The sequence below is a fragment of the Bacteroidia bacterium genome (genome assembly GCA_033391075.1).
Classification (GTDB): domain Bacteria; phylum Bacteroidota; class Bacteroidia; order J057; family J057; genus JAWPMV01.
In genome coordinates this window covers 3,175,321-3,196,725 of record JAWPMV010000001.1, presented here as the reverse complement: position 1 = coordinate 3,196,725, position 21,405 = coordinate 3,175,321, and the positions used below count along the sequence as shown (strand labels likewise).

At 42.1% G+C, this 21,405-nt stretch carries 14 protein-coding genes; 6 read left to right on the top strand and 8 right to left on the bottom strand.

Annotated elements, in window-relative coordinates:
- Positions 1 to 39 precede the first annotated feature (39 nt).
- Positions 40 to 1,092, top strand: coding sequence for an alpha-hydroxy acid oxidase (locus R8P61_12895; GenBank protein MDW3647957.1), 1,053 nt, complete (start codon positions 40 to 42; stop codon positions 1,090 to 1,092).
- Here R8P61_12895 and R8P61_12890 read toward each other — a convergent pair.
- Entirely contained in the window at positions 1,089 to 2,282 is a 1,194-nt protein-coding gene (locus R8P61_12890; protein MDW3647956.1) for a family 16 glycosylhydrolase, read from the bottom strand. The two genes, R8P61_12895 and R8P61_12890, sit on opposite strands and share 4 nt — an antisense overlap.
- 20 nt (positions 2,283 to 2,302) lie before the next feature.
- On the bottom strand, positions 2,303 to 3,154 hold the full coding sequence (locus tag R8P61_12885) for a glycoside hydrolase family 16 protein (GenBank protein MDW3647955.1): 852 nt from the start codon (positions 3,152 to 3,154) through the stop codon (positions 2,303 to 2,305).
- Positions 3,155 to 3,330: 176 nt separating this feature from the next.
- On the opposite strand from R8P61_12885, the gene R8P61_12880 reads away from it, so the two are divergent.
- Complete coding sequence (locus R8P61_12880; protein MDW3647954.1) at positions 3,331 to 6,195, top strand: triple tyrosine motif-containing protein; 2,865 nt, start codon at positions 3,331 to 3,333, stop codon at positions 6,193 to 6,195.
- A 118-nt stretch (positions 6,196 to 6,313) separates the two neighbouring features.
- Positions 6,314 to 8,659: a T9SS type A sorting domain-containing protein gene (locus R8P61_12875; GenBank protein ID MDW3647953.1), complete on the top strand. Its 2,346-nt coding sequence runs from the start codon at positions 6,314 to 6,316 to the stop codon at positions 8,657 to 8,659.
- A gap of 121 nt (positions 8,660 to 8,780) precedes the next feature.
- Here the strand turns inward: R8P61_12875 and R8P61_12870 are convergent, their stop codons facing one another.
- The gene (locus tag R8P61_12870; GenBank protein ID MDW3647952.1) at positions 8,781 to 9,602 is read right to left on the bottom strand and encodes a hypothetical protein; all 822 of its coding nucleotides are present in this window, start codon (positions 9,600 to 9,602) and stop codon (positions 8,781 to 8,783) included.
- 147 nt (positions 9,603 to 9,749) lie between these two features.
- Here R8P61_12870 and R8P61_12865 point away from each other — a divergent pair, with 147 nt between their 5' ends.
- Entirely contained in the window at positions 9,750 to 10,700 is a 951-nt protein-coding gene (locus R8P61_12865; protein MDW3647951.1) for a sugar phosphate nucleotidyltransferase, read from the top strand.
- The gene (locus R8P61_12860) at positions 10,700 to 14,032 is read left to right on the top strand and encodes a UTP--glucose-1-phosphate uridylyltransferase (GenBank protein ID MDW3647950.1); all 3,333 of its coding nucleotides are present in this window, start codon (positions 10,700 to 10,702) and stop codon (positions 14,030 to 14,032) included. The genes R8P61_12865 and R8P61_12860 overlap by 1 nt, the downstream gene beginning before the upstream one ends.
- A 1-nt stretch (position 14,033) precedes the next feature.
- Here the strand turns inward: R8P61_12860 and R8P61_12855 are convergent, their stop codons facing one another.
- Both R8P61_12855 and R8P61_12850 read right to left on the bottom strand, forming a co-directional pair.
- Entirely contained in the window at positions 14,034 to 15,782 is a 1,749-nt protein-coding gene (locus R8P61_12855; GenBank protein MDW3647949.1) for a T9SS type A sorting domain-containing protein, read from the bottom strand.
- A 142-nt stretch (positions 15,783 to 15,924) separates the two neighbouring features.
- On the bottom strand, positions 15,925 to 16,125 hold the full coding sequence (locus R8P61_12850; GenBank protein MDW3647948.1) for a dodecin family protein: 201 nt from the start codon (positions 16,123 to 16,125) through the stop codon (positions 15,925 to 15,927).
- A 128-nt stretch (positions 16,126 to 16,253) separates the two neighbouring features.
- Between R8P61_12850 and R8P61_12845 the strand changes: the two genes are divergently transcribed.
- Positions 16,254 to 16,892: a tetratricopeptide repeat protein gene (locus R8P61_12845; GenBank protein ID MDW3647947.1), complete on the top strand. Its 639-nt coding sequence runs from the start codon at positions 16,254 to 16,256 to the stop codon at positions 16,890 to 16,892.
- A gap of 17 nt (positions 16,893 to 16,909) precedes the next feature.
- On the opposite strand, the gene mog is transcribed toward R8P61_12845, so the two are convergent.
- The 3 genes from mog to R8P61_12830 all read right to left on the bottom strand — a co-directional run bounded on the left by mog (position 16,910) and on the right by R8P61_12830 (position 21,399).
- Positions 16,910 to 17,440, bottom strand: coding sequence for a molybdopterin adenylyltransferase (gene mog, locus R8P61_12840; GenBank protein MDW3647946.1), 531 nt, complete (start codon positions 17,438 to 17,440; stop codon positions 16,910 to 16,912).
- A gap of 71 nt (positions 17,441 to 17,511) precedes the next feature.
- Positions 17,512 to 18,885 (bottom strand): TonB family protein, encoded by a 1,374-nt coding sequence (locus R8P61_12835; protein ID MDW3647945.1) that lies wholly within the window; start codon positions 18,883 to 18,885, stop codon positions 17,512 to 17,514.
- A gap of 6 nt (positions 18,886 to 18,891) precedes the next feature.
- Entirely contained in the window at positions 18,892 to 21,399 is a 2,508-nt protein-coding gene (locus R8P61_12830) for a hypothetical protein (protein MDW3647944.1), read from the bottom strand.
- Positions 21,400 to 21,405 lie beyond the last annotated feature (6 nt).

Sequence of the window (21,405 nt, the reverse complement as noted above, 5' to 3'; positions counted from 1 at the left end):
CTTTATTTACACCTACAAGAGGCTATCAAATTATTGGATATGAATATTGATCTGTTGAAGAATGTTTACGGATTCCAGAAGGCTGCTCAGAAGATATTGGGAAAGGAGAGTTTTGAATACCTGGACAGTGGTGCGGATGATGGGCTGACCTATCAGCGGAACATGGATATATTCAAACAACTTCAGATCAAACCGAGGAGATTGATGGATGTGAGTAAGATTGATATGTCGGTAAAGTTCTTCGGAAAAGCCTATCGCACTCCCATTATGTTAGCCCCGGTTGGATTGCAGGATCGATTCCATCCGGAGGCAGAATTGGCGACAGCCAGAGCCGCGAAGAAATCCGGTCATTTGATGATTGCTTCTACGGTGAGCAAATCCAGCATCACGGAGATTGGGCAGGTGTTTGATGGAGAACAAAAACCCTGGTTCCAATTGTATCCTACGGATGATCTGGAATTCCGGGAAAAATTGATCAAGCGGGCGGAAGCTGCAGGCTGTACGGCATTGGTCCTAACGATAGATGTACCTGTATTGGGAAATCGCGAATATCATGGGCAAAAACTACAGACAGCAATTGATAAAGGGAGTCAGGGGATGGGAAATTTATCTACAATGCCTGAAGGCGTCTCTTTTCTTGATCCGGCAATGGCCTGGAGAAGTATTCCCTGGTTGAAAGTTCGGACGAAAATGAGAATCTTCCTGAAAGGGATTATGTGTAAGGAAGATGCTCGCCTTGCCATAGAGCATGGGGTAGATGGTATCATTGTATCCAATCATGGGGGCAGACAATTGGAAAGCAATTTGTCGACGATGGAAGTATTGGAAGAGGTAGTTGAAATTGTAAATGGTAGAATTCCCATTCTGTTGGACGGAGGGATCAGAAGAGGAACGGATATATTTAAGGCCCTGGCTTTAGGAGCGAAAGCTGTATGCCTGGGAAGACCGTATATTTATGGCTTAAGCGTAGCAGGTGAGGAAGGCGTAAGTCGAGTCCTGGAAATTCTGGAAAGCGAACTCAAAAGGAATATGCAATTAGCGGGTGTCAGATCTTTGGAAGAACTAACACCCGCCGCTGTGAAATGGATTTAATTATCCTGGAAAACCCGGATATAATCCACTAACATTCTCTGTGGGAATACCGTGCTGGAATTGGGTTGTCCCGGCCAGTTTCCACCAACTGCAACGTTGAGGATAAAAAAGAATTCGTTTTTAAACTCAGATAGATTGGTAGGAGTGATGTCTGCAACATTGTACTGGACATCATTGAGAAGCCAGCGAATCTGATTCTCATCCCAGGTAATTGAATATACATTCCATTCATTTTCCAGAGAGGTAGGACTGTCAAAGCCTTGTCCAAAGCTTGCATAATTACCGCCATTGTCCCAGTGAATGGTTCCATGTACTTTATCGGGTTCATGTCCGACCAGTTCCATGATATCAATCTCCCCACATGCAGGCCAACCAACAGATGTAATATTTGATCCCAACATCCAAAGGGCCGGCCACATACCTTGACCCGAAGGCATAGCTGCGCGAATATCGATCCTGCCAAATTGGAATTTCTGCCTTCCCTGCGTAATCATTCGGGTTGAGGTGTAATTCCTGCCTTCAAAGTTTTCTCTGCGGGCCTGTATAGCGAGATACTCTCCAGATGCAATGAAAGCATTGTCCTCTCTATAATATTCAAGCTCATTATTTCCCCAGCCGCATAAGTTTCTGTCGCAACCATCGCCTATTTCAAATACCCAATCATCAGAGATGTCTGTTCCCTGAAATTCATCTCTCCAGACCAGTGTCATCCCCTGGTAGTTGTCTGGAGTACTATAACCACTAGATGGAATATTCAGATTAGATTCGTCCACCATGGTATCATCATTCATCAGCGTCATCGTACCCGTGGTTCTTGAAAATTCAGCATTCACCGGGTTTGAGAGCCTAACCAAAAAGGTTTCATTCTCTTCTCTAAACTCATCCCCAATAATGTTGATTTCTATTTCTGCTTCGGTGTCTCCTACAGGAATTACCAGATTTCCGCTAGCGGCCTCGAAGTCCTCCCCTGCGGCAGCACTTTCATCCAATGTTTCATAGCTCATACTTACTTCTTGTTCACTAGGGCTACTTAGTTGAACAGTTACTGTCAGGATAGAATTTGAATTGCCTTCCTGAACGGCCTCGTTTCTGATTGAGAGTTTGGGCAAAGCTGGTTGTTCTGGAGTTTCCCCTTCACAGGCAGAAAACAGAACCGTCAGACTCAGGATAATACTTAAATAAAATCTCATGTTTGATAGCTTGTATTTAATTAAAGCGCGTATACTCTTACGTAGTCAATTTGCATGTTTGCAGGTAAGGCCATGTCATCTAGTCCCATCTTTCCACCCCAGTTTCCCCCATAGGCTATATTCATGATTAGGTGAAACTTTTGGTCAAATGGCCATACTTTGAAATCATTCGCCTCCTTCTCAAAGCGGAAGATCATTTTTTCATCTGCATATACTCGATATTCATCTTCTTCCCATTCGAGGCTATAGATATGAAACTTTTCCCCCGCATCGGGTAAGGAAACTTTTCCGGATTTATGGGTGCCAATGCTATGGTGATAGGCGAGGGTATGGGCGGAGGCATGAATCGTATCCGGATCGTATCCCACATTTTCCATGATGTCAATCTCTCCACTGTGAGGCCAACCCTTGTATTTATTTTCTGAAGAAAGCATCCAAATCGCTCCCCAACTACCTTTGCCTCGGGGTAATTTTGCCCGAACTTCAATTTTACCGTATTTCCAATCTCCCTTTCCTTTGCTAACTAATCTTGCGGAACTATAATTTCTGTTTTCTACCTTTTCTTTATGCAGCTCTATCGTCAGTAAACCATTTTCAACTCGGGCATTTTTCAAGCTTTCCTGTGTGTAATATTGCAGCTCATTATTTCCCCATCCACATCCTGCAGGCAAATCACAGGCATCACCTAGATCGTAACTCCATTTCGTAGGATCAGGCAATCCTTCATAATCAAATTCATCTGACCATATAAGTTTTTGGAATTTTTTTGAGTTCTGATCAACTGATATCCCAGCAGTATTGCAGGCTCCAAAGAGTAGTAAGAGGGGAATAAATGCGTATAAAACCAGCTGTAAGGAAATGTATCGGAACATAAATGAAAGTTTACTTATATAATTTTTTTCATATATGATTTGATTACACAATATACAAGCTTTCATCCTCTCAATTATAACATAAAGCTTACTCAAGGCTGTTTTATTTATAAATTCTCTACTATTTTACTACTCATTATTTGTTTTTAGGGTATTTATTGTGTACTCATTGGCTTATGAGAAAGAATCTCCCGCTTTTTACTTTATTGATACTGGTTTTTTTCTGTTCAGTCGGATTGTCTCAGGATTATAATTTGGGGATTCCCTTTATCAAATCTTTTGAGAGAGATGAATATCAGGCTGCTGCTCCTAATTGGAGTATCGTTCAGGATCAGCAGGGCCTTGTTTACTTCGCTAACTCTGAGGGCTTGTTGGTATATGACGGAAGAAGCTGGGAACTCTTTCCTTTACCCAATAAAAGCGTATTAAGGGCACTGGCAATATCTGAGAGCGGTCGTATTTATGCAGGGGGACAAAATGAGATAGGCTATTTCTCTCCGGATTCTTCTGGCCAGTGGAGGTATCATTCTTTAAAAAGATTGATTCCGGAATCCCATACAGATTTTGAAGATGTATGGGAGATCGTAACTACAGATGCTGGTGTATTTTTTCGATCCTCCAATAAGATCTTTTTTCTGGATTCGGAAACCAGCCAGGTTTTCTCTGATCGAACCTATACTTTTTTAGGCTCTGCCAATGGAAAGGTGATTGCGGCTGCTCAGGATGGTAGTATTTCGGAAATTGATCAGAAGGAAAGCCGTAGTCTGGGACAAATTGTTAAATCAGAAGCCTTTCTCATAAAAGGTATTTGTGCCCTTGGAGATGAAATAATATTAGCCACTGATCAAGAAGGCTTATACAGCCTTCTTGAGGGGAAGTTGGAAAAGAAAAAATTACAAAACGAAGCCTTGCTGGCCGATCTTCAGATCAGTTCTATTCAAGCCTTAAAAGAAGGAAATCTTGCTATAGGTACAGCTTTTGGAGGATTACTTATGCTGGATGCGGAGGGGAAAATTTATCAGTGGATAAAGCAGGAAGATGGATTGCTCCGAAATAGCATTTTGGGCATATACCTCGATAAAAGTATGAATCTTTGGCTTGGGTTGGACAATGGGATTAATTTGGTCCAGGTCAATTCTCCTTTCAGGAAGATATATCCAGATGAATCTTTGAGAGGAACTGCTTATGATATTCAGATCAAGAATGATGAAATCTTTTTTGCAACAAGTAATGGTTTATATCGTGCACCCTGGATAGAATACTATCCACCGGGCCTAAACCCAAATTTTCAACTGATTGAAAATAGCAAAGGACTTACCTGGGGACTGGATTTGCTGGACAATAAACTATTGCTAAGTGATAATCGGGGAGCCTCTTTGGTTTCATCAGGGAGAGCAAATCGCTTTTTTGAAGGAACAGGTTACTGGAAATTTGAAGCCTTGCAAAAATATCCGGATATCTCAGTTGCGGGAAATTATCAGGGAGTTGCGTTTTTTAGGAATAAGGGGGAAGAGCTTGAATACCTTTACCATCTGGAAGATTTCTCAGAGTCAAGCCGATTCCTAGAGCAAGACAATAAAGGCAATGTATGGATTGCACATCCCTATCGCGGTATTTTCAGAATAGAACTTAGCGAGCCCTTGCAGAGTTCAAGTGTTCATCAATACGGAGAAAAGGATGGCTTGACTTCCGACCTCGATAATCATTTATTTCGGATTGGAGACGAAATTGTCTTTTGTAGCAGTAAAGGGAGTTTCCTATTTGATTATCAAAAGGAAAGATTTATTCCCTTCGAAAGGTTCAATAATATTTTTGGAGATTCTGTTAAAATCCGCCGGCTGAGGATGCTTCCAAATGGAGATATCTGGTATATCAGTCAAAATGATTTTGGAGTCCTGAAGATTACAGATAGAGGAGTTGAGAAGGAGGTGATAAAAGAAGAATTCCCACAAATAGAACCCTTGCTGAATAAGGGGTTTGAGCAGATCTATGGGCATAATGATCGACATGTATTTATCACCTCGGAAGAAGGTTTTATTTTGTATGATTATAAAAATTCTCAACGCTTTCCTCCTTTTTTTACAGCTCTGGTGCGGGAAGTAAAAATTACCGGTGAACAAGATAGAATTCTATATGGTGGAGCTTCTATAGGAGCTTTTGAGGAAGATTCGGATGGCAAAATCGAGCTTAGTTCTGATCAAAATGCCCTCAAATTTTCCTTTTCTTCCACCGACTATGTATCTCCCCTGGAAGTTGAATACCGTTTTAAGCTCGAAGGTTTTGATCAGGATTGGAGTCCGTGGAAACAGGAAAACACCAAGGAATACACAAATCTTCCTCCTTCCTCCTACACCTTTGTATTAGAAGCTCGAAAGCCTAATGGAGAACTAAGTGAAGCAGTAAGCTATTCCTTTAAAATCCATCCTCCCTGGTATGCTTCAAGGCTTGCTTATTTGATATATGCACTCCTTTTATTTGCTGCCATTTATTTCTACCTCAGACAACAGAACAAAAAATATCAAAGTCTTCAGGAAGATCATGAGCAGGAAATTGAGGCCTCTAAGAAAACCATTGGCAAGCTTAGAGAAGAACAGATCCAGAAGGAACTGGAGTTTAAGAAACGAGAGTTGGTGAGTACTACCATGCATGTATTGCAGAAGAATGAATTGCTGGAACGGATCAAAAATGACTTACAGGATATCAGAAGGAAAAGTAAGGATATCCCGATAAATAAAGACCTCAAAAAACTCATCCAAATGTTGCAGCAGGATAGTATCCTTGATAAAGGATGGGAACAATTCCTCCTTCATTTTAATGAGGTGAACAAAGACTTTTTCCAGGAGATTAAAACTACCTATCCCGACCTCACTCCCAAAGATCTAAAGCTATGTGCGTATATGCGCATGAACCTTTCTACCAAAGAAATGGCCTCCTTACTCAATGTTACCGTCAGAGGAATAGAAGCGAGTAGATATCGCTTGCGCAAAAAGTTTGAACTGGATTCCAACCAGAACCTCACCGAATTCCTCATGGCTTATTAGCCTATATATTCGTTTTTCGCTATATGAGTAGTAATGTAGTAGCTGGGATCAGCCTTGCTTCAGCTATCTTGTACGCTAGAAATTATGGATATGTCCCACTCAATTTAAACTATAACATATGAGTATTACTACCCTAAGTAAAAATTGGATACTACTAATCTCGATCCTGACTTTTCTGGGTCTTGGTGCCGGAACGATATCGGCGCAGACAAGTCCCACACTCCCCGTGGATTTTGAAGATGGTGCAATTGACTACAATCCTCAAGGCTTTGGAGATGTAGTTGCAGCTGTTATTGCTAATCCAGACATGGGTGCTGGAAACATGAGCGATACTGTATTGACACTCAATAAGCCTATGAATTCTCAGACATGGGCAGGAGCATCTATCGACCTCGCTTCAGCTATCGACCTCACGGGCGGAACGACCTTTACCCTAAAAGTATGGTCCCCAAGAGCAGGCATTCCTGTTCGTTTCAAAGTAGAGGATGTAAATGATGCTGCAATCTTTTCTGAAGTCGATGCTAACACAACGGTTGCAAGTGCCTGGGAAACCTTGACATTTGACATTTCTTCAGCTGCTACCTACAATGCTGCACACATGTATAGTAGAATTGCTTTATTCCCTGACTTTGGAACAGCTGGGATGGGCGAAGACTTTTACATGGATGACATTGAGCAAGTCGCAGGTCAGGCCACGCCTGCCTCACTTCCAATGACCTTTGATGAAGCGAATGTAGATTACGCACTCGCTGGTTTCGGAGATGTTGTTGCTGCAGTTATTGCCAATCCGGACATGAGTGCTGGAAATATGAGCGATTCAGTAATTAACCTTAACAAACTTGAGACTGCTCAGACATGGGGAGGGGCTTCTGTTGATTTAGGTTCTGCGATTGATTTGACAGTCGGTACAGTCTTTACGGTAAAAGTATGGTCTCCAAGAGCCGGAGTTCCTGTTCGTTTCAAAGTAGAAGATAAAAATGATGCGACTCTCTTTTCTGAGGTAGATGTTAATACTACCGTAGCAAGTAGCTGGGAAACTTTGAGCTTTGATATTTCTGCAGCGCCTACCTACAGTGCTGCACATATGTACAGTAGAATAGCTCTATTTCCGGATTTTGGTACAGCAGGTCAAACTGGAGGTGAAAACTTCTATATGGATGATATTGAGCAAGCGGTAAATACAGTTAACTTACCTACGCTACCTATCACTTTTGAAGATACTACAGTTGACTACAATCCAGCTGGATTTGGTGAAGTAGCAGCCATGGTGATTGCCAATCCTGATATGAATGGCAATGCAAGTGCTAATGTTTTGAATTTGAACAAACCAGAAACTGCTCAAACCTGGGGCGGTGCTTCTATTGATATTGCAGCTCCTCTTGATTTGACTATGGGAACCATGTTTTCTGTTAAAGTATGGTCTCCTAGAGCGGGTGTGCCTATTCGCCTAAAAGTAGAAGATGTAAATGATGCTACAATCTTTTCAGAACTGGACATGAATACTACAGGAGCCAGTGCCTGGGAAACCCTGACCTTCGATATTTCGACGGCAGTAACGTATGATGCAGCGCATAACTATAACCGAGTTGTACTTTTCCCAGACTTCGGTACTGCAGGTCAGACAGGAGGCGAAGACTACTACTTTGATGATTTTGAGCAAGTAGAAACTGTTGATCCAGATCCTGTAAAACTTCCGATCGATTTTGAATCAGCTACAGCGGGTTATGCACCAGCTGGTTTCGGAGATGCTACTACCGAAGTTTTGGATAACCCTGACATGACCGGTAATACCAGTGCTAAAGTACTTCGTATCACAAAACCTGCAGGTGCTCAAACCTGGGCAGGTGTTTCTATTGCACTTGATGAGGTAATTGATCTTTCTCCTGGTGCGGTATTCTCTGTAGACGTATGGTCACCTGCTGCGGGTACGCCTATTCTCCTTAAATTTGAAGATACTACCTCTCCACCTGATGGAAATGGTAATCCTTCTATTTTCTCTGAACTCCAAGTATCAACTACAGCAGCTATGAGCTGGGAGACCTTGAGTTTTGATATGAGTACAGCACCAACCTATGATGCCGCTCATAATTACAATCAGGTAGTCCTCTTCCCGAATTTTAACACTGCAGGTGCAGATGATACCTATTACATGGATAATATCTTGAATGTAAATGCGGTTTCGATAGATCCTGATCTATTTGCAAACACTGCATTCAAACTCTATCCAAATCCTGCAAAGCAAGATTTGAATATAGCCTTTAATCTTCCTCTTTCAGGTGATTTGAGTTTTGAGCTAATGGATATGATGGGAAGAGTTGTGAAGAAAGTAAATATGGGCCTCCGTGTACAAGGAGATCATACTGAAAGACTCCAACTCAGTGAAATTCAATCTGGTGCTTATCTATTGCTTATGAAAATAGATGGCGACTACGTGAAGCAGGAAAAACTGATCATTCAGAAGTAATTTTCTTCTCATTTAGTTAACGGTTTTAGGGCATCCTGGTAGGGGTGCCCTTTTCTATAAAAAAGGGGACAGTTAATAACCGTCCCCTTTTCTTATTTTCGTATAACTGCAAGTGATTATGCTATCCGCGGCTATCACCTGACATGGCAAGCGTCAGGATGATCTCACGGAGTTCGAGGTAGTCTATCGGACGATCAAAACTAAAATCCCAAAGGGTTGTTACCCGCCCCGATTGAGAGCTGCCCGGCCTTTCTACCAAAACATATTCTCCCAGGTTATGATCTATCCAATTGATGCGTTTAAGATGAAATTGCATCAATTCTTTTTCTTCTTCTCCTGGAGAATTCGCCGGATAAACAGAAAAGACCATTTTACTGAAGCTGCCATTATCTTTGGGAGAGGCAAAGCCTTCATACCATTCATAACCCCAAATACTGACACTGCCATTGGAGTACTTGCCGAGGCTAAAGACTTCCTTGATGGAGCTGGGGAGTAATCCATTTTGAAAAGCATAATACAATTTGCCTTTATATTTCATGGCAGATTCATGATCTCCTCTGTTGAGATATTCTCCTATCAGAGCTTCATATATATAATGCGCTCGATCCACAGTCAGAGATTTCGATAAATAGGCCCCATCGTTTTCAATATGTTGGAGAAATCCAGTTAGAAATGTCATCCTTTTTTGAGAGGAAGGGGAGTTTAAAGCTTCTTTCCACTGGAGATTATAGGTGTGGGCAATTTTATCAACACAGAGTCTGTAATCCTCTGAACCCGTTTCGATTCTGGGCTGAAGATTTTGAAGAAGATTTCTTGCCAACTCAAAAAAACCGGATTCAATATAGGAATCAGCATTTGCAAATTCTGTATTGAATTTTTCCTGAGAAAATAGAAAGAGACTTGAACAAGAGCAAAGAAGGGTAAGTAGTAGAGTTTTGTGCATGTTGTTTGGACTAGTAATCCTTTGAAAAATGGCTTAATTATTGGAATTTTCAAAATAAGGGAGGAGGACCCTCTGGTTAGAATGGTTTGCACAAGCGACCGAAAAAAACTATAATGGCCCTCTGAAAATTGAATAGGAGAAGAAAAAATGAGTATTAAAAAAGCTGTTATTACTGCAGCAGCTCGGGGCAGTAGATTGTATCCGGTTAGTGATACGGTTCAAAAAGCCATGTTGCCCATTGTTGATAGAGATGGAATAACCAAACCTGTGATTCAGGTAATAGCAGAAGAGGCACTCTCTGGTGGGGTAGAAGAGGTATGTATCGTTTGTGCTCCCGGGGATGAACCACGCTATTTGGAAGCTTTTCGCTCTCTTGCAAAAAATCTTTCCTCTAAAGAGAATAAACGGGATTGGTCCGAAATCCAGGTAAAGAAGATTAAGGATCTTCTGGATCGAATGTATTTCAGGGTTCAGGAAGAAACCCTGGGATATGGGCATGCCGTTCTCTGTGCAAAGGATTATGTGAAAAACGATAGCTTTCTATTGCTGTTGGGAGATCATCTTTACGTTAGTGATTTGGATGAAATGGGTTGTTCGAAACAATTGATTTCAGTCGCAGAACAAGAAGGAGGATCTGTAAGTGCTGTCAATGAAACTCCCGAATACCTGATTGGGAAATATGGCACCCTTTCCGGAAAGCTTTTACCTCATAAAGAAGGCGTATATCAGGTTGAAACCATATTAGAAAAACCTTCTCTGAGCCAGGCAGAACTGCTTTTGCAAATGCCCGGTCTGAAGTTGGGCTATTACCTCTGTATTTTTGGGATGCATGTTCTGGATGGGGGAATTATTCAACTCCTGCAAGAAAGCTTTGAGGCCAGGAAATCAGATCAAGATGAATTGATGTTGACCCCCAGTTTACAGAAACTCGCCGAACAGGGTAGTTATCTGGCACTGGATATGAAGGGGAGGCGCTATGACCTTAGCTCCGGCTATGGACTGTTTCAGGCACAATTGGCTTTGGGACTGGCTGGAATCGAGAAGAACGAAATGCTAAATAAGCTTGTACATCTGCTGGCCGAAGATCAAAGAAAGTAATGAATCCATTTATAGAAACCATTAGTAGTCAGGAGCAGGCTATCAGGGATCGTTCCTTCCTCGATCTGTGCGAAGGTCTTTCTACAGAAGACCTGATGAGCTATTTGGATGAATTAGAAGCATTCAGAAAGCAAACAGACAATCTTTACGAAAGAGTAAGAGCCAGTTTGTTCCTGCATTCTGCCTTCCGATTTGTGCTGCAGGAATCCGATAATATACCCGGCACTGGGAAATTGCCTTATCATGGTTTTGAAGACCTTCTTGATAGAAAGTTTGAACAAGCGATACATACCTTTCACAAAGAAGTGGAAAAGGTGGGAATGAATGCCGTACTGGCAAGTGCGCTTGCAGATGCCTACCATCACCTGAGCTTTAAAATTCTAGCAGATCAGGTTCGGAAAAGCGTGCGCGCCAGTAGAGGAAATCAATGGATGTTTCGCCTCGGACATGTAGAAGAATTACCCATACATATTCATTCCGCTTTACTTAATAAATCTGAAAATAGTCAGTTGTTTCCCATTCTCAGAGAACAGACTTCTGTCAGAATGGATCTTAGCCATAGCGGTTGGTCAGATATCTTCTTTTTGGGTATGGATTATCCTGAAGGAGCCAGAGTAATAAATGTATCTGTCGATTTAGGGGTTTATGGGAGAGATAAAGAAATCCGTCCTTCAATAAGTACCTATTTTAGGGTTATTTCTGAACCTGTGATCCGCTTGAGTAGTCTGGACCTGAATACGAGTAAAGACATTTCTGATTTAGCCGACCTCTTCAATTTTGGCAATGACTATCTTTCCCTCCTGAAAGCCGGGATTATTGCCGGTGGACTGGTGCCTCCCGCTTTTGAAGGTACCGGACAGAAACTGGAGGAGATACTGGCGCGTATTGTTGGGCCAGGCATGGGAGTTGAGTTATTGACGAAGGTAAATGATATACCTAAAGGTTCCCGCTTTGCCGTCTCGACCAATCTGCTAGGTTCTATGATTGCCCTCATTATGCGTGCAACCGGGCAGACGGCTTCATTAGAAGGGGGATTGACAGAGCCTGAAAGAAGACTGGTCGCATCACGAGCTATATTAGGAGAATGGTTAGGAGGTTCCGGGGGAGGTTGGCAGGATTCCGGAGGAGTCTGGCCTGGAATCAAAAAAATTGAAGGCACAGCTGCAAAATCAGGAGATCCCGAATTTGGAATCAGTCGGGGATGTCTCTTGCCTATCCACAATGTATTGCAAGGCGAAAATCTCCATGCAGAGATCAATGAAAGACTGAGTAAATCTCTGGTATTGATGCATGGGGGTATGGCTCAAAATGTAGGCCCCATTCTGGAAATGGTTACAGAGAAGTATCTGCTTCGCGCTTCCGAAGAATGGAAGGCAAGACAGGCTGCTTATGAGATTTATAACAATATTCAGCATGCTTTGAGAGAAGGCGACATCCAAAAGCTTGCCCAAAACACCAATCACAATTGGGAATACCCAATCAAGACTATTATTCCCTGGGCCTCAACCCATTTTACAGAATTGATCATACAGAAGGCCAAGAAGAAGTTTGGAGATCAATACTGGGGTTTTTTGATGCTGGGAGGAATGTCTGGAGGAGGTATGGGTATGTTTGTCGATCCGGCCTATAATGGAAATGCGAAAGAAGCTGTTCTGGAAATCCTGAAAGAAAGTAAACAAGAGTTGTCAGCTGCACTTCCTTTTGCCATGGAGCCTGTGGTCTATGACTTCAACATAAATCCTCTGGGAACTCAGGCTAGTTTGATGGAAGATTATGAAGCCTTGATGCCCGATGCTTATTATCGATTGCATTTGGCCGAACTTTCCGAAAAGGGAAGTGAACTTCCCAACGATAGAAAAATAGAAATAGATAGATATACCGCCCAATTGGGAAATGGGGATACGGCCCATAACCTCTTGAGGACGATGGTTGGTAAATTGTTTAGAAGCAGCGATCCGGCAGGAACCTCTGATCTGAAGGAGCAACACAAGCTAAGTCGCAAGATCAAAGAGGAAAATGGATTCGACTTTATCCAACACGAACAATTGCGGAAGGATCTCCAAAGAGGACGAATTGGGCTTTCCAGAAACCGATTGTCAGCTGAAAGCCAGATTGAGGATGTCCTGTCTGAAGATGTAGTTGAACTCAAGCAATTGGAGGCGTACCAGGAGAAAGGTAAAGAAGCGATTCGAAATGGGGAGCTGGCGGTACTGAGTCTGGCAGGAGGAGTAGGAAGTCGATGGACACAAGGTGCCGGAGTAATAAAAGCCCTGAGTCCTTTTGTAGAAATAGAAGGCATTCATAGATCCTTTATCGAAATTCATTTAAAGAAAACCCAGCGTACCTCAGAAACATTTGAGGTGCCTATTCCTCATATATTTGCGACGAGTCATCTTACTCACAACTCTATACAGGAGAATCTCAATACTGCAGGGAATTATGGATATGAGGGAGGAGTATATCTTTCTCCCGGTAGATCTATAGGACAAAGGTTCATTCCGATGGAACGAGACCTTAGGTTTCTATGGGAAGAAATGGCCCAGGAAACCCTGGATGAAAACAAGCAAAAAGTCCAGGATGCTGTGAGAGAGGCCTTGATCGGATGGGCGAAATCTAAAGGAGAAGGAACCGATTATGAAGATAATATAGCTTCTCAGAGACTTAGTCCTTTAGGGCATTGGTATGAGGTGAGTAACCTTCTGAGAAATGGAACCCTGGCTAAGGTTTTGAAGGAGCATCCAGGCCTTAAGACTATCATGCTTCATAATATTGATACTCTGGGAGCCGATATTGATCCAGCCGCTCTAGGATATCATATACATTCATCGAAAGTTCTCAGCTTTGAGGTAGTACCTCGAAGAATTGAAGATAGGGGAGGTGGCCTGGCCAGAGTTAATGGTCAGGTACGTTTGCTTGAAGGATTGGCTCAACCGCGGGAGGAAGATGAATTTAAATTGAGTTATTACAACTCTCTTACCACCTGGATAGATGTTGATCAGCTTCTGGAACTCTTTGGACTTAGTCGAGAAGATCTTCATTCAAAGCCGGAAAGAATCGATGAGGCTGTACGGCAAATGGCCAGTAGGATGCCCACCTATGTAACCATAAAAAATGTAAAGTTGCGCTGGGGGCATGGACAGGAAGACATTTATCCAGTAGCCCAGGTCGAGAAACTCTGGGGAGATATGAGTGGTCTTCCTGATGTCAATTGCGGATACCTGGCTGTTTCCCGTATGAGAGGACAGCAGTTAAAAGATCCCGCACAGCTGGATGCCTGGTCCAATGATGGTAGCAAGGCATATATCGCAGCTCTTTGTGGCTGGGAAGTCTAGCTTAAAAGCCCAATAAGAAACGCTGCGTATCAATCAGATGTTCTCCATCTTTTAAGAGAATGAAGTACATGCCATAGCTGAGCTGTGGGAGTACTATTTCTTTGCTATGATCATTAGGGGAAAGAATCAGGCTTTCCAACTTTCTTCCTGTAATATCAAAGACCTCCAATTTCCCTGCTTTCGGCATAAATCCATATTTGGATCGGAAACTGATGCTTTGTGGCCCATTTTTAAAAATAAGGTAGGCTTCCTGGTCCAGGGAAATTCTGTCAGGGAATCTGTTACGAATATCTTCCTGTGGATCTTCATTTTCTGGAACAGAACCGAAACTACAGTAGCCATTTTCAACCGAGATAGTTGGCTGTTGATAGGCGAAACCGATGGCCGAATTAGGGAGAATGCTTGCAGAAGTAAGAGATTCTTGATTCAGGCTATAGCTTTCACTAGCTGCTTGTAAACCCTCATAACAATCTTCTCCGCTGCTCAAGCTCCCTTCTTCTAAAGATCCCTTTACCATAACTAAAGCTTTCCTGTCCAACTCAATCCCATTTTTATACCTGTTTACTTCACCAATGGCAGCAAATTGTCCTTCTGAAGGAAGAAGCTGAATATCTCTCAGTACTTCATCCCAGCTATTGTCTTCTGGTCTGTACTCACTATAGGTATTCACCCAATCAATTTCTCCCTCCAGATTGCTCCTCAAAACAAATGATCTTCTTTCCTTTGGATTGCTTTCGTAGTAAAAACCGCTCAAAATAAAGCCATCTTTTCCATTGTATTCAAAGGCTTCCATCCCCATTCCTTCTGTTGGGCAAGCTGTCCCAATTTGATAGCTCGTAAAACTTACCAGCTCTCCGGTATTACCCAGGATTAATAAGAAAGCTTTCTGGCTTCCACTTTTGATATCATTAGCTGTCCCTGAAATGGCAATTCTTCCCCCTGGATGTTGACTCATATCCTGAACCTCCATATCTAAATCTGGATGACTAAATTTGCTCGCCCAGATCAGAGACAGACTTTGATCAATCTTTCCCACGAGTACACTACCTTTCCCTGCATCATAGGAAGTTCCCGCAAATCCATAGTCTTTGCTTTCCAGACTGATCAGGGCTTTGCCATAATCCTGACTGGAACTAAGAATAGAAAAAGTCTGACCTAATTTTCCATCTCTGGCAAACTGATTGATCTGTATGTTGTAATTCGTATTGGCGAGATTGGAAGGACCTGAGAGACTAATGATCCGGTCGATATCGGCATCATATAAAATGTCAGCAAAGTAAAAACTTGACTGCATTTGACTCCATTTTAGATTTCCCTGTGCATCTAAAGCAGAAAGAGTTCTTTCTGCACCTGTCCCCAAAGGATTCCAGGAGCCTGTATAGCCTCCTCCAATGTAAAGCTGACCATCTGTATCAAAGCAAATGGAAGAAGCCCTTACACCGTCTACAGCATTCTGGACATTGCTGCTTAAGGTAGAACTTTCCTGTATATTTCCTTCAGCATCTACTGAAATCAAAAGGGCATAATTGGTATAATCCGGACTAGCAGCTTTCAGTTCAGAGAGGACATAGAAATCCTTTCCATTTGGCTGGAGGATAAGTTTATTGGCTTGAAGTCTACTTGGATTATCTTGCCCACTTACCTTTAAATAGGCTTTGAAATGATCTTTTTGGGCGAAGGTGGTAAGTGGGAAGGAAAGGAAAAACAGGCTGGGAATAAGGAGCAGGAAAAGAGAATTGGGCCTCAACATAAAATGATCCGGTGTTTATTTTCTCAGATCAATATGGAGAAATCCTGCTGGAAATCAAGTTCGATTAGTTGTAAAGTATTACTGATAAAATATATAGATTTCTGAAAAAACAAAGAGCCCTGATCACTCAGGGCTCTTTGTGTTATTTTACTTCGAAGGTAACCTTCAGGTTAACACGGAATTCTGTGACTTTGTCTTCTTTAACAACAACGCTTTGACTTTGGACAAAGGCGGAGCGAATGTTTTTAATGGATTTTGATGCCTTTTTAATTGCTTTTTGTGTAGCATCTTCCCAGCTTGTGGATGAATTGGCCATCAATTCAACGACTTTCATTACTGCCATGGTGTTTAAAATTTATGGTTTAGACAATAGGATTATCAGTTTTATATTCTTTAGAAGGAGAAATCTCTAATAAGTAACATTTACCATAGCAATTATTCATATTTAGAATATTTTCACATTGAAAATTTATGAGGCTTTTTAAAAGGCATTTAGGAAATACCTTCTTCTTATGGCTGTTGGTCATGCTCTTTTCTTGTTCGGAAAGCGAGCCAGATCCACGACTAGAAGAGTTCAAGCGACTTGGGAGAGAAGGGAATTATGAAGCGTCTAATGAAATCGGTAGAGAACTCATTCAAAGAGACGGCAAGAATGGGAGAGTGGCTTTTATTATGTCTGATAATTTTTTGGAAATGGGTTTGGAAGATTCCGGTCTTCACTATTTAGACCTGACCATTGACTTTGAACCAGAGTGGCCAGGCCCACACAATAATAAAGGACTCGTTTTCCAGGAAAATGATGAGCATGAAAAAGCGATAGAGGCTTTTGATAAAGCGATAGAAGTTGACCCCGACTTTCCCTATTCTTACAACAATCGTGGCTATTCAAAAATTCTCCTTGGCCAGTTTCGGGATGGAATGAAAGATGTCTTGAAGTCAGAAGAACTGGATGCTGATAATGCTTATGTATACCGCAATAAGGCTCTGTACTATGAGAAGACTGGAAAAGCGACAAATGCATGTAAATGGTTGCAAAAAGCCTATGATAAGAAATTCTATGATCAAATAGAGAATCAACTCAGTTTCATAGAAATGAGGGTTTGTAATTGAGTTAGGAAACTATCTGCTTACTTGCTTTTGGGTCTGAATGCTTTTATCACTTCTTCATTGACTTCCAGAAAAGGACCTTCGATCAAATCAATACAATAAGGTACGGCTGGGAAAACAGCATCCAGGCATTCGCGAATGGCCTTGGGTTTACCAGGCAGGTTTATAATCAAACAATTTCCCCGGATTCCGGCAGTTTGTCTGGATAAAATAGCCGTCGGAACATATTTCAGACTTTCCTGACGCATCAATTCTCCGAAACCCGGCATCATCTTTTCACAAACTGCTTTAGTTGCCTCTGGAGTTACATCCCTTTTCGCCGGTCCGGTTCCTCCAGTCGTAACTACCAGGCAGCATCCCGCTTCATCTGCCATAAATCTGAGTGCATCCGAAATTTGGTCTTGTTCATCAGGAATTACACGGTATTCTGCTTCCCATTCTGATATCAGATATTCATTGAGGGTAGAAACCACTGCTTTTCCGGGAATGTCTTCGTAGATGCCTTTGCTGGCCCGGTCTGATACGTTGATGATTCCGATTCTTATTTTCATATAGCTAAAAGAAAAAATCCTATCTCATGCGAATGGCGCACAAGATAGGATTTTTTGAAAAGATTTATTCTTTAATCTACCAGCCTAAAAGTTACAGGCAGAGTATACAAATAAGGAACTACCTGATTCATGTGCTCAGCAGGTTCCCATTTTGGCATCAGTTTTACGATACGAAGGGCTTCTTCATCACATCCATATCCCAGGCCTCTTACAACTTTGGGGTGCTTGATGCCTCCGTTTCTATCAACTTCAAACTGTACATACACTTTGCCTTCTACTTCAAAATCCCGTGCTTGCTGAGGGTAGGCGATGTGCTTATTCAGAAAAGAATACATCGACTGAGTTCCTCCTGGGAAAGAAGGTGCTTTCTGAGCGGTAGTCAGCGGCTGTTTGATCTTGGAAGCATCAAAGACCGGCTGAGTCTTGGTATCAGGCTGCTCAGTTGGGGTAGTGGAGCGAGGTTGTTCAAGCTCTGTACTTTTGTTGGTATTATCTGTCCCGGCATTGTTGGAGTTCAAAGCGGGATCACTATCTGATCCATCAGGTTTTTCCTCGCTAGAGAAATCGGTACCCGTATTTGGATTGGTCTTATTTTCTGGTCTAACTTCTTCCCAATCTGAAGCAATCGGTTCCCGAGAGCTATTGTTATCTCCATCTCTGTTATTAGGATTGTTGGCGATGGAGGGGTTTTGGGATTTGATTTCTAAATACTCATTGGTAATGCTTCTATTGAACTGTGCATCTGTAGCGGTCAGGTTCAGGGTAAATCGTCCAGAGGCCGGATACATATAGAGGGTGATTTCTTTGGCATCCTGTACGATCCCATTACCAAAGTCAAGATTGTATTTGATAGAAGGATTGTAATCAGTGATAATGAAGGAAAGAATTTCACCTGCTACCTTTTTACCAATAATATCCAGTTTGTAACGCTTGAGAGGACCTGTGCTTTCTTCAAAGCCATCTGCCCCTGACGATCTGTTTCCATCACTATATTGCTCCAGATCATTTCTCTGATTGGAGATATCATTCGGATCGGATTCTTCTGTTCGATTAGCATAGGCATCCGGTTCAATCCCGAAATTAGCCCCCGTGCTATCTGAAGCCACAAGGTCTCCTGTAAAGCCATCCCCATAGAGTTGTTTGTACTCCTCCAGGGTATTGATTGTATCAAGTCGCCCTCTTTCATAGTCAAGTACTCTTAGGCTTACATTTTTTTCCGCAAGCAGAGCTCTGACCTTCTCTGCATCCAGATCAGTCTTGTTAAAGGTTCTGTATTCCAAACCTTCAGGAGATCTCAGTAGAGAGAAGAGTCCTCCTCCCCCTGCAACTCCTATCAGTAATAATAAGAGCAAAAGTAGCAGATATCTACGCTTCTTCTTTTTTTCTTCCTGTTTTACCTGCTCGATATATAGCTCATGAGGAGCGTTGTTTTCACTAATTTGCACTTTACTTTACAATTTAAGCGTGTTACGGAATTCAGAATAAACACCGGGAGCCAAGAGCGCATGAAAGATCTCATGAACCCGGTTAAGCATATCTTCCTGGCTGCAATCGTCGGAAGTAAATCCTACCAAGCGAATTTGCTCGACAGTATTGAATCTCCAGAAGCCTTTTTCCTGAATAATGATATTATTCGCATGGAGATTGGCATGAGAAACCGGAGAATCATTTACTTCATTGATGACTTTAACGACAAATTCCAGATCAGAGCTACTCAACTTTTTAAGGCTATGTTTTTTTGCCAGGCCGGCCTTGTTGGCGTATTCTGCGAGGGTAGATCCCTTGTAGTAATTTCTCATGTAGAATTTACCTTCTTCGCTTTCGTACAGTCCACTTATACCTGGATAATAACGAGACTCTTTATCATAGAGTCGCAGGAACTTATATTCTATATAGGATTGGGCGAAATCTGCATTGCTCACAAAGCGCAAAACTTTTTTCGCTCTGAGATTTTTGTCCAATACCAGTTGTGTGATAAATTCTTCTTCCGGGAAATTCTTGATAAACTCAAATGCCTCCTTTAGATTGATGGAGCGAGCATTCTTTCTGGGGACATTAGGAACTTCTTCTGGTGCCTTTTGACTGGCTTTCTGCTTGCGTTGCAAAGCCAGTTTTTCTTTAAGCATCTCAAATTTCTTGCGCTCCTCTTCCTCCTGCCTCTTCAAGGTTTCCTCCATTTCGGAAATCTTGTTCCATTCTTCAATACCTGTCTGAGGACTTTTTGCCAGCGTTTGTACCTTTTCTCCTTTGACTTCTGCTACGACCTGTGGCTCTGCTATTGGTTTTACCTCAGCTTCGCTTTCCGTTTTCACTTCTGCTTTGCTTTCAGCAACAATAGGAGCAGCTACTTCTTCAGCAGCTTTAGGGGTTTCTGTAGCAGCAACAATTGGTTTTGGACTGGCAACTTCTGCTTTGGCTTCTACAGGACTTTCTTCTTCTTCTTCTGTTTGTTCAGGAGCTTCCTCTTTGCTTTCCTTTTTTGATTCTTCTTTTCCTTCAGCTTCAGCTTCAGCTTCAGCGAATTCTTCTTCTTCCAAGGGTTGACTGGCTACCTCTACTTCTTTCCTGCCATCTCTCAAGGGCTTATCAGCCAATCTTGCCAGACTTTTCTTGAGGATCTCAATACTTGGTTCACTTACTCCCCCTTCTGCTTCCTCAGCTAGCCCTTCTTCTGAAGACTGCTCTTCTACATGTAATGACTCATTGTTTTCCTGAGCCACGGGGGGATTTCCTTCTTGCGGTTTTGCTTCCTTCGGAAGTTCTTTGGCTTCAGGCTGTTCTTCCCTAGCCTCGCTTTCAATATTGCTTGATTGCTCTTCAGTAGCTACTTCTTCCTTTGCTATAGCTGCCTCTTCCTGTGCTTGATTTTCCTCTTGAGGGATAAGCAAGGCTTTCTCCTCTTGCTTAGGCTCTTTTTTATCCCTGGAAATGAGATCAAATTTTTCCTTGAGTTCTTCCTCTTTTAGCTGGGGAGCTAATTTACTAAGATCAAGAAATTCTTTTTCCTGTACCTGGGGCTTTAAGACCTCGGCAACTTTTAAATCGGGTTGAAAAGGGGAAGATGTTCTGTTTTCAATTCCATTTAGAATAGTCAGGAAAGATTTGCCTGATTCAACAGAATTTGGAATATAAATCATCTCACCGAGCCCAAGCTCCTCTGTTAAATACTGAGGGTAGCCATAATCCAGGAGATGCTTACCGATGAGAACCACCTTTTTGATTCCCAGCTTGGTCAATCTTTCCTTATTGAGTACCCGACTCAGCGTGTATTTATCTATGGATGCTGACTTGTCCAGGACAAGATCTTCTTTGCGTACAGATGCACTCAAAGTTGCTACTCCATTTGATTTCTGAATAAAATAGGTGCTGTTGTTAAGGGTATGTTGATACCTCAACTCTTTTTGGTCGTCTTCGCTCAGGCTAAATCCTATTTTTTCGAATTCTTTGACCAGAGCGTCTATGACATGTTGGCCGTGATTTTCGGCCTGCTTTTCTTCAAATGTGATGAAGCTTTGATGCTTTACCTCCTTGGTATTGAAGTAGTAAACAACACTGAGATAATTGTCCAATCCTTCCAGGACGATCATGGGTTCTTTCATGTCTTGTGATGAAAGCTTTTGCCCATGAAGGAAAGGTTGGATAAGGTCGTCTATATGTACAATGTTGAAATGAACATCGGAATAGCTCCCAACGAAATGCATGATCTCATGCACTTCTCTTGCAGTAGTTTCTACAGGGAATACCAATGTAGCGGGGATACTGCCATTCAGAACAATTTTATTCTTTCTGGCATAGTCAGAATATTTCTCAATGATTTCGGGAATGCTATCTTCTAGCACCTCGCGCATATTGCGGTTGCCGAATTCTATTTGAGAATTCTCTTCGAAGCTAAGTAAATCTGCCGACTCTGCTTTAACCCCAGCTAGTAGGCTTTTCCTTGTAAATATCAGATTTATCATATTTGT